This window comes from Tepidanaerobacter sp. EBM-49 (assembly GCF_001896645.1).
Lineage (GTDB): Bacteria > Bacillota > Thermosediminibacteria > Thermosediminibacterales > Tepidanaerobacteraceae > Tepidanaerobacter > Tepidanaerobacter syntrophicus.
The window spans coordinates 173753-192862 of record NZ_MPPE01000041.1 but is presented as its reverse complement, the minus strand read 5'-3'; the positions used below and the strand labels follow the sequence as shown (position 1 = coordinate 192862).

Sequence of the window (19110 nt, the reverse complement as noted above, 5' to 3'; positions counted from 1 at the left end):
ATGTCCTTTTATCGGGCGATCATAAAAAAATTGAAATCTATAGGCGAAAAGCAGCTCTAATAAGAACCAAAGAAAAAAGGCCGGATCTTTTTGAGAAGATAGAGCTGACTGAAGAAGATAGGAAACTGCTTGAGTAAAACTTATGTAAGTTTATCCGGTATGCTGCAACAGCTTGTCCTGTTTCAAAGACAAGTTTTTCTACTGATTATAAAAGCAAAAAGGAGGGGAGAAAAATGGATTTAGTTACTTCAGTTGAACAAGAACAAGTAAGAACCGATATCCCTGATTTTAGACCGGGCGATACCGTTAAAGTTTATACAAAAGTTGTAGAAGGCGGCCGCGAAAGAATTCAGGTTTTTGAAGGCATTGTAATTGCAAGAAAAGGCGGCGGCTTAAGAGAGACTTTTACAGTTCGTAAGATTTCATATGGTGTAGGCGTTGAAAGAGTCTTTCCTTTGAACTCGCCACGAATTGACAAAATTGAAGTTGTTAAAAAAGGTAAAGTGCGTCGGGCAAAGCTTTATTACATGCGTAAATTAAGGGGTAAGGCTGCAAGAATAAAAGAAAGGGACTGATAGCAGTCCCTTTAACTTTTCAAAGAGGTGAGAGTTTTGGATATTCAATGGTACCCGGGCCATATGGAAAAGGCAAAAAAGTCAATCAAAAATTATTTAAAGCTGGCAGACAGCATCATAGAAATTGTTGATGCTCGGGCGCCTGTTTCTACAAGGATAAAAAACATAGAAAAACTCGCCTCCGGCAAAAATATCATAATAGTCCTTAACAAAGCAGACCTTGCCGATCTGAAGATAACTCAAATGTGGCTTGAATATTTTAACTCTGGTAGTATTATGGCAATTGCTATAAACGCTTTAAAAAAATCGGAATTAAATAAACTTTATGGCCTTCTATCTAAACCCAAAAATAAATCTCGCATCGCTCCTTTAAGGTGCGTGGTGGTAGGTGCTCCGAATGTAGGAAAATCTACATTCATTAATCAGATAAAGGGCAGAAAGACTGCAAAAACAGGAGACTTTCCCGGTATAACAAAAAATATTGTGTGGATAAAAGCGAGCGATGATTTAGAACTACTTGATACTCCGGGGATCCTGCAGCCAAAGTATGAAGACAGATTTATAGCTGCAAAGCTTGCGATATTGGGAACGATTAATCCTGATATCTTAGATTTTGAGGAGCTTGCAAAAACTTTAATTGAATATTTATTAAAAAATTATCCTACAAATATTGAGAAAAGATATGGCGTCAGCCTCGACTTCAATTCTTCAAAAGTGTTAGAAAGCATAGGAAAAGCTCGAGGTTTTTTGACAAGCGGCGGTTCTGTTGATATAGAAAGAACTGCAAAGACTGTTATAAAAGAATTTCAAGAGGGGAAACTCGGTCGCATATCTTTAGAGAGACCCGATGAAATGCCAGATAAAAAAGATTGAATAAATACGGCTAAGGATTTTTAAAGAGGTGATACAGATGGATCTGGAGAAAGAAAGGATTCGAATATCAAAACTTTATGAAAAGGAAAGAAGTCTTAGCAAGAAGGGCTATATGCTGATTGCGGGAGTAGACGAGGCGGGTCGCGGACCACTGGCAGGCCCGGTAGTGGCCGGAGCCGTCATTTTAGCTATTGACACAGAAATAATTGATTTGAAAGACTCTAAAAAAATAAGCGAAAAGAAGAGAGAAAGGGTTTATGAAGATATCTGTAAAAAAGCTCTTGCATATTCTTTTGACATAGTAGAGCCTGATTATATTGATAAAAACAACATTCTAAATGCAACACTGCTTGCAATGAGAAATGCTATATATAAGCTGCCTATACGGCCAGAATATATTCTAGTGGATGCTGAAGAAATACCTGACATAGATATACCCCAAGAAAGCATAATTCATGGAGATAGCCTTAGCGCATGTATAGCCGCAGCCTCGATTGTAGCAAAAGTTAATAGAGATAGAATAATGAGAGAATATGACACCCTTTATCCCGATTATGGATTTATAAGAAACAAAGGCTATGGCACCAAAGAGCATATTGATGCACTAAAAAAATATGGCCCGTGTCCTATTCATAGACAGAGTTTTTCAGTAAAATCCCTCGAGAATAAGTAATGAACCCAAAAAAACTTGGAACTTTAGGTGAACAGTATGCAGCACAATATTTACAATGCAAACATTACAGAATACTTAAAATGAATTTCAATTGTAAGTATGGAGAAATAGATATTATAGCAGAAAACAAAGGAATTATAATCTTTGTAGAAGTTAAGACACGAAAATCTACAAACTACGGAAGAGGGATGGAAGCCGTAAATTATGTAAAACAGCAAAAAATAAGGAAGGTTGCCTTATACTACCTCAAAGAGAATCCCGGCTATTTTGACGGTATCAGATTTGATGTCATAGACATTATGCTTAATAACAATAATAAATTTGAAATAGAGCATATTGAAAATGCCTTTTAATTTAGGATGTGATTTGGTAAAATGTTGGCTCAAACAAAAAGTTGTTCAATATATGGTCTGGAAAGCTTTTTGGTAGACGTAGAGGTAGATATTTCAAACGGATTACCATCTTTTGACATAGTGGGGTTGCCTGATACAGCTGTAAGGGAATCACGAGAGCGAGTAAGATCGGCTATAAAAAATCAAGAATTTGATTTTCCCATCAAAAGGATTACCTTAAATTTAGCCCCTGCCGATATTAGGAAGGAAGGTCCCCATTTTGATCTGCCGATAGCAATAGGCATTCTTGCCGCAACAGACCAATTGCCGCAAGAAGCATTAAAGGGATATGCAATAATAGGAGAGCTTTCATTAGATGGACGTGTAAGACCTGTAAACGGTGTTTTGGCTATGAGCATTGAAGCAAAACAGCAAGGGCTTAAGGGAATTATCGTGCCAATTGAAAATGTAGAAGAAGCCTCAGTTGTTAGTGGTATAGAAGCTGTAGGTGTAACTTCTTTAAAAGAAGCAGCATTGTATTTTAAAGGTGAACATAAAGCCGAAAGGCGTAACGATATTTTGCACAAAAACAGGAACAACGAAGACGAAATAAAATTTGAAGGAGATTTCTCGGAAGTTAAAGGCCAAGAAAACTTAAAAAGATGCCTTGAAATTGCCGCAGCGGGCCAGCATAATTTGATAATGACAGGACCACCGGGCTCCGGTAAGACCATGATTGCAAGACGGATTCCCACTATCCTTCCGTCTATGACTTTTGAAGAATCACTGGAAACTACTAAAATCTATAGTATAGCAGGTCTTATTTCTGATCATTCGGGGCTTATAAGAACAAGGCCTTTCAGATCTCCCCATCACACAATTACGCCGAGCGGGATGGTAGGAGGTGGCCGCATACCAAAACCGGGGGAAATCACATTAGCTCATAACGGCGTTTTATTCTTAGATGAGCTTCCGGAATTTCCGAGGGAGATACTTGAACTTTTGCGGCAGCCTTTGGAAGACGGAAAAATTACTATAGCAAGAGCACATGCAACTGTATCATTTCCATCTAAATTTATGATGGTAGCTTCGATGAATCCCTGTCCCTGCGGGTTTTATAACAGTCCTTTTCATCAGTGCAGCTGCACGATGCGCCAAATACATAAGTATCGGGGGAAAATCTCAGGACCGTTGCTTGACAGAATGGACATGAATTTAGAAGTTGCGCCGGTCAAGTTTTCAGAACTTGAGGGACCGTCCACAACAGATTCTGCTACAATTAGGAAGCGAGTGGAAGCAGCGCGACAGCTTCAGCTAGAAAGGTATAAAAATAGCAATGTATACTGGAATTCTCAGCTGACGCCTGCCATGATAAACAAATATTGCAGACTTGACAAGAATGGAAAAGTGCTGCTGAAGCAAGCGTTTAATAGAATGAAGCTGAGTGCTCGAGCCTATAATAAAATATTGAAGGTTTCGAGAACTATAGCTGATTTGGAAGAAAAGGATTTAATTAAAGAATATCATGTAGCTGAAGCTTTGCAGTATCATGGTAGAGAAGAAGATCAAATCGTAAATTAAAATGAGGGGAGTAAAATTAAATGGAAAACAAAAAGGGTTTAGTGCTTGTTTATACCGGCAACGGAAAAGGTAAAACCACAGCAGCATTAGGTTTGGCATTGCGCGCCGTAGGACATGATGAAAAAGTTTACATAATCCAATTTATGAAAGGCAATGAAAAATACGGAGAAGTCCAGGCAGTAAGAAAGTATCTACCCAATGCCGAACTGGTGCAAAAAGGTTTGGACAAGTTTGTTAAAAAGGGAAAGCCTTTAGAGGAAGACCTAAAACTTGCCAAAGAAGGTATTGATCTTGCAAAAGATGTCATATCATCAGGTGAATATGATTTAGTCATTCTAGACGAGATAAATGTAGCTGTGGACTATGGTCTAATAAAGGAAGAAGATGTTTTAGATCTAATATCTATAAAACCTGAACATGTGACACTTGTTTTAACGGGAAGATACGCTCCTGAGAAAATCCTAGAAGCAGCTGATATGGTAAGCGAGGTAAGAGAAATTAAGCATCATTATAAGCAGGGAATTAAGGCACAGCCCGGCATAGAATATTAATATTAAAACAGTAAAAATATGACAGAAAAAGATGATAAGCTGCTTTTAGTTACATTAAATGCTATTCCCGGATTAGGTCCTAGGAAAATTCAAAAACTAGCTATGCGTTTTAAAAATTATAAAACTTTTTTAGAAGCTAAGCGTGAAGATTTTTTGGAAATTAACGGTATTGGCGAAATAATCTGTGAGAAAATATTAGAATATCGAAGCAAATTCGATCCATATAAAGAGATTGAAAAGGCAAATAATCTAAACATAAAAGTCATTACTCTAAAGGACGATAAATATCCTTTTTTGCTCAAAGAAATATATGATCCGCCACCGGTCCTTTATTTTAAAGGCACAACGCCTCTAAGCCCTCATTCTATTGCTATAGTCGGTTCCCGTAAAGCCTCTGCTTATGGTAAAAATGTGGCAGCAAAGTTTGCAAGAGAGCTAGCTGCCGTGGATATAAACATAGTAAGCGGTATGGCACGTGGGATAGATTCTTGTGCCCATAAAGGAGCTTTAGAAGCAAAGGGCTTTACAATTGCCGTTTTGGGATGCGGAATCGATATTGTATATCCTCCGGAAAATACCGGTTTAATGAAAGATATAGTAGAAAGTGGTTGTGTAATTTCAAGTTTTCCATTAGGTACGCCTCCACAGGGTGCGAATTTTCCTGCAAGAAATCGAATTATCAGCGGACTTTCCTTAGGAACTCTAGTAGTAGAGGCTGCAAAAAAGAGCGGCTCCCTGATAACTGCTGATTTTTCACTAGAACAAGGCAGAGAGGTCTTTGCAGTGCCCGGCAGTATTTTCAATCCCTATAGCTCAGGTACTCATAAACTAATAAAGCAGGGAGCAAAACTTGTAGAAAATGTTGAGGATATACTTGATGAACTCTATCTTGAAAATCTTCCGGAATCTATAGCTTCCTCAGGTAAGGCAAATAAGCCTGATCTTACTTGCGAAGAAAAGGGCATTTTAGATATAATTGATTATCAACCAACTTATATTGAAGAAATTATAAGCCTGAGCCATAAAACGCCGGGCAGTATCAACATCTTGCTTACACATCTTGAACTTAAAGGCTATATTTCAGCACTGGGCGGAGGCTATTTTGCAAAAATTTGACTTTTATCTAAAAAAAGTTATTATAATGTAAGAACAGTTAATAGTAAGTGCTTAATAAATAAGGGTGGTATTAAATGGCTAAAACTTTGATTATAGTCGAATCTCCCGCAAAGGCTAAAACCTTAACTAAATATTTGGGCAAAAACTATAAAGTGGCAGCTTCGATGGGACATGTTAAAGATTTACCAAAAAGTCAATTAGGAATAGACATAAAAGCCGGATTTGAGCCGAGATATATTACAATACGAGGAAAAGGACCGCTGCTGAATAACTTAAAAAAGGAAGCGGCAAAGGCAGATAAAGTTTTGCTTGCAACAGACCCGGACAGAGAAGGAGAGGCAATTTCTTGGCATCTTGCAAACGCCCTTGGCCTTCCGGAAAATGATCCGTATAGGGTAGAGTTTTACGAAGTTACAAAGAATGCTGTCTTAGAGTCTATTAAGAAACCTCGAAAAATAAATTTAGATTTAGTTGAAGCTCAACAGGCAAGAAGAATCTTAGATAGATTGGTAGGCTACAAAATAAGCCCGATACTTTGGAAAAAAATAAAAAGAGGGCTAAGCGCTGGAAGAGTTCAATCAGTTGCCGTCAGAATTATATGCGACAGAGAGAAGGAAATACGAGAATTTGTTCCTGTAGAATATTGGACAATTGATGCAGACTTAAAAGACGGTAAGGAAAAAATAAGGGCTCGTCTTTACTCAAAAGGCGATGAAAAATTAAAAATAGAAAATAAAGACGAGGCCGACAAAATAGTAGAGGACTTGAAAGATAAGACTTTTCAAGTTGCTGAAATAAAAACAAGCGAAAGAAAAAAGATGCCTTATCCCCCTTTTACAACAAGCAGTATGCAGCAAGAAGCAGCTAGAAAATTAGGTTTTACAGCTAAAAAAACCATGATGGTAGCACAACAGTTGTATGAAGGTTTGGATGTTAAAGGCGAGGGAACCGTAGGATTAATAACTTATATGCGAACAGATTCCACAAGAATATCCGAACAGGCGAAAAAAGAAGCTCAAAACTATATTGGCGAAACGTATGGTAAGGAATATGTAAGCAACGGCGCGCCTACACGCAAGAAAAATGATAAGAACATTCAAGACGCCCATGAAGGTATAAGACCTACATCGGTAATGAGAACGCCTGAAAAGGTGAAAGATTCTCTGACAAAAGATCAATATAAGTTGTATAAGCTTATTTGGGATAGATTTGTCAGCAGCCAGATGTCTCCTGCTATATATGACACAGTATCCATAAGTATCAAAGCCGGAGAATATCTTTTTAAGGTTTCAGGATCAACTATGAAATTTCCCGGTTTTATGTTACTATATACAGAAGGTTCTGATGAAGAAACTGCAAATGAAGAAAGCAAGCTACCTGTCTTAAAGGAAGGACAGATTCTCAAATTAGTAAAATTGCTCCCTGAACAGCATTTTACTCAACCACCGCCGAGATACACGGAGGCTATGCTGGTAAAGACCTTAGAAGAAAAGGGAATTGGAAGGCCCAGTACTTATGCACCTACCATTGATGTTATACAAAAACGTGGTTATGTAGAAAAGGAAAAGGGCCGTTTCAAGCCTACTGAGCTCGGAGAAATTGTGGTGCAAGTATTACAGGAATTTTTTGAGGATATTATCGACATTGACTTTACTGCAGAAATGGAAGAAAAGCTGGATAAAATCGAAGCCGGCCAACAGAATCGCCAAGAAGTCTTAGAGTCTTTTTATGTTCCTTTTGAAGAAAGGCTTAAAATCGCAGAACAGGAATTAGAAAAAATTACTATAGAAGATGAAGTAACTGATGAGAAATGTGAGTTCTGTGGCCGAAATATGGTTATAAAAACAGGAAGATACGGCAAATTCTTAGCTTGCCCCGGCTTTCCGGAGTGTAAAAATACTAAGCCGATAGTAACCGAAATTGGGGTGAAGTGTCCTTTGTGCGGAGGCGATATTGTTGTCAAAAGGTCAAAACGTGGAAGGACCTTCTATGGATGCTCAAATTACCCCGATTGCAAATTTGTTTCATGGGAAAGACCTATTGACAAACCTTGTCCAAAATGTGGTTCCCTTATGGTTAAAAAAAGAGCAAAGGCAGGCGAATATGAAGCCTGTACTAATAAAGAATGTGGATATACTTCTAAATAGAAAGTAAGGAGCTTTTATGAAAAGAGTTACAATTGTAGGCGGAGGGCTTGCCGGATGCGAAGCAGCATGGTATCTGGCTGAAAGTGACATTAAAGTTGACCTTTTTGAAATGCGGCCGGAGAAAACAACACCGGCCCATCATACTGATTTACTATGTGAATTGGTATGCAGCAATTCACTAAGATCCAATGAAGTGACAAACGCAGCAGGTCTCTTAAAAGCCGAAATGAGACTTTTAAACTCACTTATAATGAAAGTTGCAGATATGACAAAAGTTGGTGCAGGTTCAGCCCTTGCAGTAGACAGGGAATTATTTGCAAAAAAGATTACAGAAATAATAAAAAGTCACCCGAACATTAAAGTTCATGTTCAAGAAGTTACCGAGGTACCCTGCCCGCCTTCGATAATTGCTACAGGACCTTTAACATCTGATAAATTCTCTAACGCTTTAGGTAGGCTGCTGAAAAAAGAGCATTTTTATTTTTACGATGCAGCAGCGCCTATTGTTACCGGTGAATCTCTCAACTGGGAAAAAGCCTTTTGGGGTTCGCGCTATGGCAAAGGTGAATCCGATTACGTAAATTTGCCTTTTACCCGGGAAGAATATGATATTTTCTATAATGAGCTTATTTGCGCTCAAACTCATCCTGTAAAAGAATTTGAAAAAGCAATTTTTTTTGAAGGCTGTATGCCTATAGAGGTAATGGCAAAACGTGGTTACAAAACACTTCTTTTCGGACCGTTAAAACCTGTAGGTATTACCGATCCAAAAACAGGGAGACAACCATATGCAGTGGTACAACTTAGGAAAGAGAATAAGGAAGGTACTTTATTTAATATGGTCGGCTTTCAAACCAGCCTTAAGTGGAACGAACAAAAACGGGTTTTCAGGCTTATTCCCGGTATGGAAAATGCGGAATTTGTGCGTTATGGTTTTATGCACAGGAATACATTTATAGCAAGCCCTATTTATTTAAATCCCACATTAGAATTTAAAGGAGAAAAGGGACTGTTTTTCGCCGGCCAAATAACTGGCGTGGAAGGTTATATTGAATCAGCGGCCTCTGGTATAATTGCAGGAATAAACATGAAAAGGTATCTGGAAGAAAAAGAACTTATAAGTTTGCCTGTTGAAACAGTAATAGGTGCTTTGCTGCGCTATATAACGTCATCTAGTGCAGAAAACTTCCAACCTATGAAGGCGAATTTTGGAATTTTACCACCCTTAGAAGATTTTCGATCAAAAGATAACAAACTAAAGAAGCAACTCCTTAGTGAAAGAGCACTAAAATCACTTGAACAATTTATAGAGTCTAAGGAAGTTTTTGCAAAAAAAAATAACAAAATAATATATAAATAATTTAGAATTTAATCTTGCATTAATTAAAATCTTATGATACTATATTAAATGTTAGTTGAGAGGTTTGATTTCCATGGATGAGGCACTGATAGACAGCTTTTTAGATTACCTGAAAGCTACCAAAACTCAATCGCAAAATACCCTACGATCCTACGCGGGAGACCTTTCTCAGTTTCTTGAATATTTAAAACAAAGGAAACTGTCTGAACCAACATTACTCAACGCTAAACACCTTGACATAAGAGGCTTTTTGGCATATCTTCGCCGAGAAGAAGTTTCAAAAAGAAGTGCTGCCCGAAAGCTTTCAACGCTTCGAAGCTTTTATAATTATCTAATGCTTCAAGGCTTAGTTGAAGAAAATGTGGCAAAGGCCGTAAGATCACCTAAAATGTCAAAGAAGCTTCCACTGTTTTTATACCCGAAGGAAATTGAAGCGCTTCTTGAGGCTCCAAAGGATGACGTTCTCGGCATCAGAGACAGAGCAATAATAGAGCTTTTATATGCTACCGGTATCCGCGTCAGCGAGCTGGTATCTATAAAAACTGAAGATGTTAATTTTGGTTCAAACTATATTATTGTTTTTGGTAAAGGTTCGAAGGAACGTGTTGTATTTTTTGGAAAAAAAGCCGAGGAGAGCTTAGAAAGATACCTAAAAGAAAGCAGGCCGTTTTTACTAAGAGATATTTCTGAGGAATACCTGTTTTTAAACAAAAACGGCACATCAATCTCGGATAGAAGCATTCGAAGAATGATTGACAAATATGTAAAGCAAACTGCTCTTAACAGCAATATAAGCCCCCATACCCTGCGACATACATTTGCAACACATATGCTTAATAACGGCGCGGACTTAAAAACAGTTCAAGAGTTGTTAGGCCATTCGAGCTTATCTACAACACAGATTTATACTCATGTTACAAAAGAAAAACTTAAGGAGGTATATGATAAAACATTTCCTGATAATGAAGAGAGCACGTGAAATTTGAAAGGAGAACTAAGATGTTTACAGCAACAACGATACTTGCGATGGCAAACGGAACAAGTGCTGCAATTGCGGGGGACGGGCAGGTCACATTTGGCGAGAATACTATTATGAAACACCATGCAAAGAAAGTAAGGAAGCTTTACAATGATGAAATTTTGGCAGGATTTGCAGGTTCTGTAGCTGATGCGATTACTTTATTTGAAAAATACGAAGAAAAACTTCATGAAAACCATGGAAATCTTACAAAAGCCGCAGTGGAACTTGCAAAAGAATGGCGTAAAGATAAAATGCTGCAAAAATTAGAAGCATTGCTAATTACAGCAGATAAAGAACATATTTTAGTTATTTCAGGCAGCGGTGAGGTTATCGAACCTGATGATGGCATCGCAGCAATAGGCTCCGGCGGATCATATGCCTTAGCAGCTGCAAGGGCTCTCAAACGGCATTCCGATTTATCATTAAAACAAATAGTTGAAGAATCTCTAAAGATAGCGTCTGAAATCTGCGTCTATACCAATAATTGCATTACAGTAGAATCGTTGGAGTGAGGTGGGCAGGATTTATGGAAGAAAATTTAACTCCAAAGAAGATTGTTGAAGAACTTGATAAATATATTATCGGTCAAGATGAAGCAAAAAAATCTGTTGCAATAGCACTCAGAAACAGATATAGACGTCAAAAGCTTTCTGATGAGATGAGAGAAGAGGTCATACCAAAAAATATTTTAATGATTGGTCCTACAGGCGTTGGAAAAACTGAAATAGCACGGCGCCTTGCAAAACTTGTGAATGCACCTTTTATAAAAGTCGAGGCTACCAAGTTTACAGAAGTAGGTTATGTAGGGCGAGACGTAGATTCGATGATACGGGATTTAGTTGAAACCTCCATTAGAATGGTAAAAAGCGAAAAAATGGAAGCCGTGAAAGACAAAGCGACAGAACTTGCTAATAAACGAATTGCAGAGATACTTTCTCCTATGCCAAGACAAAGGTCTTCCGCAAATCCCTTTGAGACGCTTTTTGGAGCAGGAAGGCAGGACCATACTGAAAGCGGAGAGTTTTATACAGCAGAAACAAGTACTGCGGTAGAAAAACAGAAAGAAATCCTGAAAAAGCTGGCTGATGGCAGCTTGGATAAGGAATTAATTGAGATTGAGACTGAAGATAATTTACCGTCGATGTTTGAGATATTTTCTGGTTCAGGCATGGAAGAGATAGGGATTAATTTTAAAGATATGTTTGAAGGCTTTTTACCGAAACGAAAAAAGAAAACTACTGTGACAATAGAAAATGCAAGGAGAATCCTGACTCAAGAAGAAGCCCAAAAATTAATTGATATGGATGAAGTGATAAATGAATCCATTAAAAAAGCTGAAGAATCAGGGATAATATTTATAGATGAAATAGATAAAATTGCCGGAAAAGAATCATATGGACCAGATGTTTCCAGGGAAGGCGTTCAGCGAGATATCTTACCAATTATAGAGGGTTCGACTGTTGTTACAAAGTATGGCCCCATAAAAACAGATCATATCCTTTTTATAGCAGCAGGAGCCTTTCATGTATCGAAGCCGTCGGATTTAATTCCTGAGCTTCAAGGGCGTTTTCCAATTCGCGTAGAACTAGAAAGCCTAAACGAAACAGATTTAAAGCGAATTCTGACCGAACCCAAAAATTCCTTGATTAAACAATACACTGCACTTCTTGCTACTGAAGGCGTAAATATAAGTTTTTCAGAAGATGCCATTGATGAAATAGTAAAAGTTGCAGTTGCTGTAAATCAAGAAACTGAGGACATCGGAGCTCGACGACTCCATACTGTTATGGAAAAATTGTTGGAGGACATTTCTTTTGAAGCGCCTGATTTGCCTCAAAAAGAAGTAATAATTGATAAAGAATATGTAAATAGCAAACTAAAGGGAGTCATAGAGGATAAAGATTTAAGCATGTATATTCTATGACATTCCAAACATAAATACTATTAAATTGAAAATATTCTATTAAAAATTAGGAGGAATTTAAAAATGAGTGAAAGCTTATTAGAAAAAACAAGGAGAATTAACAAGCTTTTGCAGAGGTCTGCAGGATATCCGGTGGATTTTAACGATGTCTGTAAAACACTGGGAGAGGTTTTATCATCAAATGCATATGTAGTAAGCCGCAAAGGTAAAATTTTAGGATATTATTTACTGGAAAACTATGAATGCGATCCTATGGAAGAGCAGATTTTAGAAGAAAAAATGTTCCCGAAAGATTACAATGATAAACTGCTTGATATCAGCGAAACTAAACCTAATATCACCAAGGATTCACCCGAAGGTATCTTTTTAGGAGAAAAAACAAAGGCAAATGCCGAAAAATTTATGACGATAGTGCCTATAAATGGCGGCGGTGAAAGACTTGGAACTTTAGTGCTATCCAGATTCAAAAAAGAGTTTACAGAAGAAGATTTAGTGCTTGCAGAGTATAGCGCGACTGTGGTAGGAATGGAAATTTTAAGATCTAAAAGCGATGAAATTGAAGAAGAGGCCAGGAAGAAAGCAGTGGTTCAACTAGCTATTGGTACTTTGTCTTTCTCAGAACTAGAGGCTGTTGAACATATTTTTGAAGAATTAGACGGCACTGAAGGACTCTTAGTTGCAAGCAAAATTGCCGATAGAGTTGGAATTACCAGATCGGTAATTGTAAATGCCTTAAGAAAATTGGAAAGTGCAGGCGTTATAGAATCACGCTCTTTAGGCATGAAAGGCACATATATAAAAATACTTAATGATAAACTGTTGGAAGAATTAAAAAAAGTAAGAGGATAATAATTGGATAGATATTTATTTAAAAGCAGCATACCAATGGTGTGCTGCTTTTAAAATGTATAATCTATTTATTTTAAAAGATTTATATTTTAAAGAAGGATTTTGTTTGTTTTTGTCTAATATATATCCTATACTATAAGTAAGAAATAAATTCCATTATAACCAAAAAAACTATATTATACCATGTTATATATACTTTTACATTGATATAACAGCAAAAATATGTAAAAATGGATAAGGTGGTGATGCGTTTGACCGGTTTGTTTGACAATATAGAATTAATGGGGAAATTGCTTGATGTAAAGGCAAAAAGACATGAGCTTATTTCTAATAATTTGGCTAACGTTGACACGCCTGGCTATAAACGATCAGATATAGCATTTGAAGAAATTTTAAAGAGCAAATTGGACCAAAGAATTCTTCCGCTTTCCATAACAAATGACAAACACATAAATTTAGTGTCAAAAGCCGAGGAAATAGAGCCCCAAATATATAAACAGCAAGATTATGTTATAAGAAATGATGAAAATAATGTGGATGTTGATAGGGAAATGGTTGAACTTTTAAAGAACAATCTTTCTTATGATATTATCTCGGAACAATTACAAACGAGCTTAAAACTTCTTCAGACTGCAATTAATGAAGGGAGGAAATAAAGGTGGGATTTTTCAATTCCTTAGACATAAGCGCTTCCGGTCTCACTGCACAAAGGCTTAGATTAGATGTTATTTCAAATAATATAGCAAATGTAAACACTACAAGAACAGAAGATGGAAATCCGTTTCAAAGAGAGAGAGTTGTCTTTCAAGAACGAAAAACAAACACATCTTCAGAATACGGAAGCCGAGAAAAACCAGCCGGCGTTAAGGTGGTTGCGATTGAAAAAGATACCTCTCCGCTTAAGTTAGTTTATGATCCCACACACCCGGATGCGGATGAAAGAGGATATGTAAGTCTTCCTAATATTAATATTGTAACAGAAATGGTAGATATGATATCCGCAACAAGAAGTTATGAGGCAAATGCTACAGCTATAAATTCCGCAAAAGACATGTTGAACAAAGCCCTTGAAATTAGTAAGATATAATCTTGGGAATATTAGGAAGGAGCAATTTCTAAACATGGAAATCAGCAATGATAATATAGTAAAAGATTTGGGTATTAACAACTTTGGGGCATTTAAAACACGGGAAAATAAATCGTTCGGCGAAATATTAGGCAGCATGCTAGAATCTGCAAATACATATCAGAAACAATACGAATCATTAGTAACACAGCAGATTTCAGGCGACGATGTGGACGTGCACGATGTTGCTATTGCCGGCGAAAAAGCCAAAATTTCACTAGAACTTGTTCTACAGATACGGAACAAGGCCCTAGATGCGTACCAAGAAATAATGAGGATGCAGGTATAAGTAGTAAGTAATGGTAGGCCAGGTGTAAGGTATGAATTTTTTACAAAAAATCAGGCAGCAAGTTACTGAATTTTGGCAAAGTAGAAATAGGGCACAGAAGATAAGGATAGTAGTTTCTATTGCAGCCGTTATTATACTTGTAAGTATAATGCTGTACATAATAAATCAACCTAAATATGTTCCACTTTATACTAATCTTGATATAAAAGATGCGGGAGAAATAGCCAAAAAGCTTGACGACTTAAATATACCCTATAAAATCGCAGACGGCGGGAAGAGTATTTTAGTTACTCCTGAGCAAAAATATAAAACCATGCTCACACTTGCTCAAGAAGGACTGCCAAAAAGCAGTTCATCAGGATTCGACGAACTGTTTAACAATACACAGTTAGGTACTACAGATTGGGAAAGGCAAGTAAGATACAATCAGGCGCTGCAAGGAGAGCTTGCAAAAGCCATTGAAATGATGGAATCAGTCGAATCTGCAAAAGTGTACATAGTCCAGCAAGAAAAATCACTTTTTATCGAAACTGATTCTGGTTATGAGCCGTCAGCAGCAGTATTTCTCCAGCTAAAACCGAGTGCACAACCTACAAAAGAGGAGATACTTGGTATCATAAATCTTGTCACACATTCTGTAAAAAATATGAAGAGTGAAAACGTAGTTGTAGTAGATCAATACGGAAGAACTCTTTCTACCGGGGTAACATCTAAAGACGAAGGCGATGACAGCGGCCTTTTGAACGATCGACTCGCCATTCAAGATAATTTTCAAAATCAACTTCAAGCCAATGTTCAATCGCTCTTGGAACAGGTTTTCGGTCCCGGTAATGTAGCAGTTCGAGTAAACGCGAAATTGAATTTTGATAAGAAAATTGTACAAAACAAGTTGTTTAGTCCTGTCAGCCAAGACACAGGCGAAGGCATAGTAAGGAGCATCCAAGAGCTAAAAGAGCATTTTACAGGCACTGGAAACGCAAGCGGCGGAACTCCCGGCGTGGATGCAAATGTTCCCGGGTACGCTCAGGCACAAACAGGACAATCTGAACAACAAAAATCAGAAACTGTAAAAAACTTTGAGATAAATGAAACCAATGAGAATCTGACTGTTGCTCCTGGTGCTGTGGATAAATTGACTGTCTCTGTTATCATAAATAAAGAATTGACTAATGCAGAAAGAGATGCTATTACTCAAGTGGTTGGTAATGCCATAGGGTATGATCCGCAAAGAGATCAGATTTCTGTAGAATCTATGGAATTTAATAATGATTTAATGAAATCTCTTACTGACGAAATGACTCGACAACAAAGTGCGGCCCAGCGAGCAAGAAATATAAAGATTGCCGGAATTATACTCCTGATTTTAGCTGCAGCAATAGGGGCAAGAACATTTTTTGCAAGACGAAAGGCCAAATCTGAAGAAGAGGAAATTTCCAAAGCTATGCTAGAGATACAACAAGCAGCTTCCGCAAAAGCTCAAGGAGAAGGAACTGCGGAAATAATAGAGGAACAAGAAAACACTGTCTACAGCCAAATTGAAAAATTAGCCCGCCATAAGCCGGAAGATGTAGCCAAAGTTTTAAAGAGTTGGCTGAAAGAAGATTAGGGGTGATTGCGTGGCGCAACATACAAAATTAACAGGAAAGCAAAAAGCTGCTATATTAATAGTTTCTCTAGGGCCGGAAATAGCCGCAAATATTTACCGCTTTTTAAGCGAGGAAGACATAGAGCAACTGACTTTAGAAATAGCTAATATGAGGAAAATAAATCAGGAAGAAAAAAATGAAGTGATGGACGAGTTTTACCAAATGCTGCTTGCCCAAAATTTCATAACTGAGGGCGGCATAGATTATGCGCGCCAGGTATTGGAAAAGGCTTTGGGCACTCAAAAAGCTTTGGAAATTATCAATAGGCTTACCTCATCACTTCAAGTAAGACCTTTTGATTTCGTAAGAAAAGCCGATCCTTCTCAATTAATGAACTTTTTGCAAAATGAAAATTCACAAACAATAGCATTAATACTTACATACTTAGAGCCTGAACAGGCGGCATCTTTTCTTTCTTCCCTGCCACCTGAAAAGCAGGTTGATATAGCAAAAAGGGTAGCTACAATGGACAGAACATCTCCTGATATAATTATGGAGGTAGAGCGAGTCTTAGAAAGACAGTTTGCATCTGTAGTAACAGAAGATTATACAAATGTAGGCGGAGTTCAGGCTGTAGTTAATATTTTAAACAATGTAGACAGAGGAACCGAAAAAAATATCATAGAGGCTTTAGAAGCAGAGAATCCCGACCTAGCAGAAGAAATAAGGCGAAGGATGTTCGTGTTTGAAGATATACTTACATTGGACAATAGGTCAATTCAGCGCACATTGCGCGAAGTTGATACTCGTGATTTGACATTGGCGCTAAAAGGAGCAAGCGATGAGGTTAAAAAGAGGATTTTTGAAAATATGTCAAAGCGTCAGGTAGAGATGGTAAGCGAAGATATGGAATTTATGGGGCCTGTCAGATTGCGAGATGTAGAAGAAGCCCAGCAAAAAATAGTAAATATAATAAGAAAATTGGAAGATGCGGGCGAAATTGTAATTTCACGCGGCGGAGGTGACGAGATCATTGTCTAATGTAATCAAAAGCGTTACTTTTACAAGCGAAAACCCCTTAAAATTAAAAGAACACTATAACGCCAAAAAAGCCGGAACAGGTAGCACAAAATCCATAAATAATCTGGATTTAACGTATCCTAAAATTTATGAAGATGAAGCTTCTCAACTATTAGAAGAAGCAATATCTAAAGCACGGGAAATTATAGAAGACGCTAAAGCTCAGGCTGCTGAAATTATTTCTAAAGCCGAAAAGCAAAAAGAGGATATTGAAAATAAGGCATTTAATAAAGGCTATAGCGAAGGACTAAAAGCGGCCATGAAAGATCAGCAGGAAAAATGGAATGAATACACGGAAAACTTTAAAGAGAGCCTTCAAAATGTTTTGACCAAAAACGAGTCTTATAAAAAGCACCTCGAGAAAGAATGCATTAAGCTTTCCCTTGTGGTTGCTGAAAAAATCCTGCAGCAAAAGATAGAAGAACCGAATAATGAATATCTTGTTAATTTGGTAAGAAACAGCCTTAAAAAATTAGGAGAAGAAAAAGGCGCTATAATAAGAGTTTCCGAAAGCGATTACGACAAAGTGCACGAGCTGGCTTTGGCGGGAGATAATAATTTAAGACAAATCACAGTTATAAAGGATCCATTTTTATCTTGCGGAGACTGCATTATAGAATCTCCATCAGGCCAAATTGATGCAGGGATACACACTCAAATTGAGAATATCAGGCTATCTTTGAAAGAATTAGGAGTAATAAGTGATGCCTAAAAGTGGTTTTGATTACGTTTATTCTGTTTTAGACGATATAGTCACTATAAAGCCAAAGGGAAAGATATCTAAAATCGTAGGCCTTACCATAGAATCAGAAGGTCCTCCTGCTGAAATAAGCGAAATTTGTGTGATAAAATCTTCGAAAAATCCTAAAACGGTTTTAGCAGAGGTCGTCGGATTTCGAGACAAGACCATGATTTTAATGCCGCTAGGTGATATGGAAGACCTGGGACCAGGGTGGGATGTAGAGGCAACAGGAAAAAAGCTTACAACTCCTGTGGGCACTGAGCTTCTAGGAAGAGTTCTTGATGGCCTCGGAAGTCCAATTGACGATAAAGGACCGCTAAATACGAAACTTCGCTACCCGATATTTAACGATCCGCCTAATCCTGTTGAAAGACCTGTTATCAGCAAGCCGCTACCCATGGGGATTAAAGCCATTGACGCACTACTTACATGTGGAGTGGGTCAAAGGCTGGGCATTTTTGCCGGAAGCGGTGTAGGCAAGAGCACACTTTTGGGCATGATCGCCCGAAACACAAAAGCAGATATTAATGTCATAGCTTTAGTCGGCGAAAGAGGAAGAGAACTTAACTCTTTTATAAACAAAGACTTAGGTGAAGAAGGCTTAAAGAGGTCTGTTATTGTAGTGTCTACATCTGAAAAACCGCCATTGGTGCGAACAAGAGCCGCATTTACAGCTACAGCCATTGCAGAGTATTTTCGAGACCAAGGGGCAAATGTTTTATTAATGATGGACTCTGTAACAAGATTTGCTATGGCTCAAAGAGAAGTTGGGCTTGCAGCTGGAGAACCACCGGTTACCAGAGGTTATACTCCTTCTGTTTATGCAACACTGCCAAAACTTCTAGAAAGGGCCGGCACATCTTCAAAGGGAACTATAACCGGTATATACACAGTTTTGGTGGACGGCGATGATTTAAATGAGCCAATATCCGATGCTGTCCGCGGAATCTTAGACGGTCATATAGTGCTTTCTCGGGAGCTTGCTAACAGAAATCATTACCCGGCAATAGATGTTATGGCAAGTATAAGCAGGCTTATGAGCGATATAGTCAGCCCCCGCCATAAAAAACTTGCAGGCAAGGTTAAAAATATACTTTCGGTTTATAAGGAAGCAGAAGATTTGATAAATATCGGAGCATATGTTAAGGGGAATAATCCTCAAATAGACGAAGCGATAAAATATATAGATAAAATAGAGAATTTCTTACTCCAGGAAGTAAGTGAAAAACTAGATTTTGATGAAACTTTAAAGGCTTTAGAAAAAATCTTTGAAGAGGAGAATTAG

20 protein-coding genes and 1 pseudogene are annotated in these 19110 nt (G+C 37.8%); all 21 read left to right on the top strand.

Annotated elements, in window-relative coordinates:
• Nucleotides 1–137 (top strand): annotated as a pseudogene (locus BUE08_RS10945) (tRNA (guanosine(37)-N1)-methyltransferase TrmD); the annotation flags it as partial.
• A gap of 96 nt (nucleotides 138–233) precedes the next feature.
• Nucleotides 234–575 carry a 50S ribosomal protein L19 gene (rplS, locus tag BUE08_RS07720; RefSeq protein WP_059034203.1) on the top strand — a complete coding sequence of 114 codons (342 nt, stop codon included), beginning with the start codon at nucleotides 234–236 and terminating at the stop codon, nucleotides 573–575.
• Between the two features lie 36 nt (nucleotides 576–611).
• Nucleotides 612–1448, top strand: a complete 837-nt coding sequence (ylqF, locus tag BUE08_RS07715) for a ribosome biogenesis GTPase YlqF (protein WP_286680674.1) — start codon at nucleotides 612–614, stop codon at nucleotides 1446–1448.
• Nucleotides 1449–1485: 37 nt separating this feature from the next.
• Complete coding sequence (gene rnhB / locus BUE08_RS07710; protein ID WP_059034198.1) at nucleotides 1486–2121, top strand: ribonuclease HII; 636 nt, start codon at nucleotides 1486–1488, stop codon at nucleotides 2119–2121.
• Nucleotides 2121–2474: a YraN family protein gene (locus tag BUE08_RS07705; RefSeq protein WP_059034196.1), complete on the top strand. Its 354-nt coding sequence runs from the start codon at nucleotides 2121–2123 to the stop codon at nucleotides 2472–2474. Before rnhB ends, BUE08_RS07705 begins: the two co-directional genes overlap by 1 nt.
• Before the next feature lie 21 nt (nucleotides 2475–2495).
• Nucleotides 2496–4034 carry a YifB family Mg chelatase-like AAA ATPase gene (locus BUE08_RS07700; protein WP_059034194.1) on the top strand — a complete coding sequence of 513 codons (1539 nt, stop codon included), beginning with the start codon at nucleotides 2496–2498 and terminating at the stop codon, nucleotides 4032–4034.
• A gap of 20 nt (nucleotides 4035–4054) precedes the next feature.
• On the top strand, nucleotides 4055–4585 hold the full coding sequence (cobO, locus tag BUE08_RS07695) for a cob(I)yrinic acid a,c-diamide adenosyltransferase (RefSeq protein WP_286680673.1): 531 nt from the start codon (nucleotides 4055–4057) through the stop codon (nucleotides 4583–4585).
• An 18-nt stretch (nucleotides 4586–4603) separates the two neighbouring features.
• Nucleotides 4604–5701 carry a DNA-processing protein DprA gene (dprA, locus tag BUE08_RS07690; protein WP_286680672.1) on the top strand — a complete coding sequence of 366 codons (1098 nt, stop codon included), beginning with the start codon at nucleotides 4604–4606 and terminating at the stop codon, nucleotides 5699–5701.
• A 74-nt stretch (nucleotides 5702–5775) separates the two neighbouring features.
• On the top strand, nucleotides 5776–7848 hold the full coding sequence (gene topA / locus BUE08_RS07685) for a type I DNA topoisomerase (RefSeq protein WP_213951245.1): 2073 nt from the start codon (nucleotides 5776–5778) through the stop codon (nucleotides 7846–7848).
• 16 nt (nucleotides 7849–7864) lie between these two features.
• Nucleotides 7865–9208, top strand: a complete 1344-nt coding sequence (trmFO, locus tag BUE08_RS07680) for a methylenetetrahydrofolate--tRNA-(uracil(54)-C(5))-methyltransferase (FADH(2)-oxidizing) TrmFO (RefSeq protein WP_059034186.1) — start codon at nucleotides 7865–7867, stop codon at nucleotides 9206–9208.
• Between the two features lie 73 nt (nucleotides 9209–9281).
• Nucleotides 9282–10187 (top strand): tyrosine recombinase XerC, encoded by a 906-nt coding sequence (gene xerC, locus BUE08_RS07675; RefSeq protein ID WP_059034184.1) that lies wholly within the window; start codon nucleotides 9282–9284, stop codon nucleotides 10185–10187.
• 20 nt (nucleotides 10188–10207) lie between these two features.
• Nucleotides 10208–10741, top strand: coding sequence for an ATP-dependent protease subunit HslV (gene hslV, locus BUE08_RS07670; protein WP_059034182.1), 534 nt, complete (start codon nucleotides 10208–10210; stop codon nucleotides 10739–10741).
• A 14-nt stretch (nucleotides 10742–10755) separates the two neighbouring features.
• Nucleotides 10756–12153: an ATP-dependent protease ATPase subunit HslU gene (hslU, locus tag BUE08_RS07665; protein ID WP_286680671.1), complete on the top strand. Its 1398-nt coding sequence runs from the start codon at nucleotides 10756–10758 to the stop codon at nucleotides 12151–12153.
• 63 nt (nucleotides 12154–12216) lie between these two features.
• Nucleotides 12217–13002 (top strand): GTP-sensing pleiotropic transcriptional regulator CodY, encoded by a 786-nt coding sequence (gene codY, locus BUE08_RS07660; protein WP_059034177.1) that lies wholly within the window; start codon nucleotides 12217–12219, stop codon nucleotides 13000–13002.
• Nucleotides 13003–13253: 251 nt separating this feature from the next.
• Entirely contained in the window at nucleotides 13254–13658 is a 405-nt protein-coding gene (gene flgB / locus BUE08_RS07655; RefSeq protein ID WP_286680670.1) for a flagellar basal body rod protein FlgB, read from the top strand.
• Nucleotides 13659–13660: 2 nt separating this feature from the next.
• Nucleotides 13661–14089, top strand: a complete 429-nt coding sequence (gene flgC, locus BUE08_RS07650; RefSeq protein WP_059034173.1) for a flagellar basal body rod protein FlgC — start codon at nucleotides 13661–13663, stop codon at nucleotides 14087–14089.
• 34 nt (nucleotides 14090–14123) lie between these two features.
• Nucleotides 14124–14417, top strand: coding sequence for a flagellar hook-basal body complex protein FliE (fliE, locus tag BUE08_RS07645; RefSeq protein WP_059034171.1), 294 nt, complete (start codon nucleotides 14124–14126; stop codon nucleotides 14415–14417).
• A gap of 31 nt (nucleotides 14418–14448) precedes the next feature.
• Nucleotides 14449–16023: a flagellar basal-body MS-ring/collar protein FliF gene (gene fliF, locus BUE08_RS07640; protein ID WP_213996568.1), complete on the top strand. Its 1575-nt coding sequence runs from the start codon at nucleotides 14449–14451 to the stop codon at nucleotides 16021–16023.
• Between the two features lie 10 nt (nucleotides 16024–16033).
• On the top strand, nucleotides 16034–17044 hold the full coding sequence (gene fliG / locus BUE08_RS07635) for a flagellar motor switch protein FliG (protein WP_213951240.1): 1011 nt from the start codon (nucleotides 16034–16036) through the stop codon (nucleotides 17042–17044).
• A complete protein-coding gene (locus BUE08_RS07630; RefSeq protein WP_286680669.1) occupies nucleotides 17037–17795 on the top strand; it encodes a FliH/SctL family protein in 759 nt (252 codons plus the stop codon). The genes fliG and BUE08_RS07630 overlap by 8 nt, the downstream gene beginning before the upstream one ends.
• Entirely contained in the window at nucleotides 17788–19110 is a 1323-nt protein-coding gene (gene fliI / locus BUE08_RS07625; protein WP_083497753.1) for a flagellar protein export ATPase FliI, read from the top strand. The genes BUE08_RS07630 and fliI overlap by 8 nt, the downstream gene beginning before the upstream one ends.

Excerpts from the sequence above, each read along its gene's own strand:
- hslV (WP_059034182.1), top strand. The coding sequence starts at position 10,208 with ATGTTTACAGCAACAACGATACTTGCGATGGCAAACGGAACAAGTGCT.
- codY (WP_059034177.1), top strand. The coding sequence starts at position 12,217 with ATGAGTGAAAGCTTATTAGAAAAAACAAGGAGAATTAACAAGCTTTTG.
- BUE08_RS07700 (WP_059034194.1), top strand. The coding sequence starts at position 2,496 with ATGTTGGCTCAAACAAAAAGTTGTTCAATATATGGTCTGGAAAGCTTT.
- hslU (WP_286680671.1), top strand. The coding sequence starts at position 10,756 with ATGGAAGAAAATTTAACTCCAAAGAAGATTGTTGAAGAACTTGATAAA.
- dprA (WP_286680672.1), top strand. The coding sequence starts at position 4,604 with ATGACAGAAAAAGATGATAAGCTGCTTTTAGTTACATTAAATGCTATT.
- rnhB (WP_059034198.1), top strand. The coding sequence starts at position 1,486 with ATGGATCTGGAGAAAGAAAGGATTCGAATATCAAAACTTTATGAAAAG.
- fliI (WP_083497753.1), top strand. The coding sequence starts at position 17,788 with ATGCCTAAAAGTGGTTTTGATTACGTTTATTCTGTTTTAGACGATATA.
- fliF (WP_213996568.1), top strand. The coding sequence starts at position 14,449 with ATGAATTTTTTACAAAAAATCAGGCAGCAAGTTACTGAATTTTGGCAA.
- rplS (WP_059034203.1), top strand. The coding sequence starts at position 234 with ATGGATTTAGTTACTTCAGTTGAACAAGAACAAGTAAGAACCGATATC.
- topA (WP_213951245.1), top strand. The coding sequence starts at position 5,776 with ATGGCTAAAACTTTGATTATAGTCGAATCTCCCGCAAAGGCTAAAACC.
- BUE08_RS07705 (WP_059034196.1), top strand. The coding sequence starts at position 2,121 with ATGAACCCAAAAAAACTTGGAACTTTAGGTGAACAGTATGCAGCACAA.
- trmFO (WP_059034186.1), top strand. The coding sequence starts at position 7,865 with ATGAAAAGAGTTACAATTGTAGGCGGAGGGCTTGCCGGATGCGAAGCA.
- cobO (WP_286680673.1), top strand. The coding sequence starts at position 4,055 with ATGGAAAACAAAAAGGGTTTAGTGCTTGTTTATACCGGCAACGGAAAA.
- xerC (WP_059034184.1), top strand. The coding sequence starts at position 9,282 with ATGGATGAGGCACTGATAGACAGCTTTTTAGATTACCTGAAAGCTACC.
- fliE (WP_059034171.1), top strand. The coding sequence starts at position 14,124 with ATGGAAATCAGCAATGATAATATAGTAAAAGATTTGGGTATTAACAAC.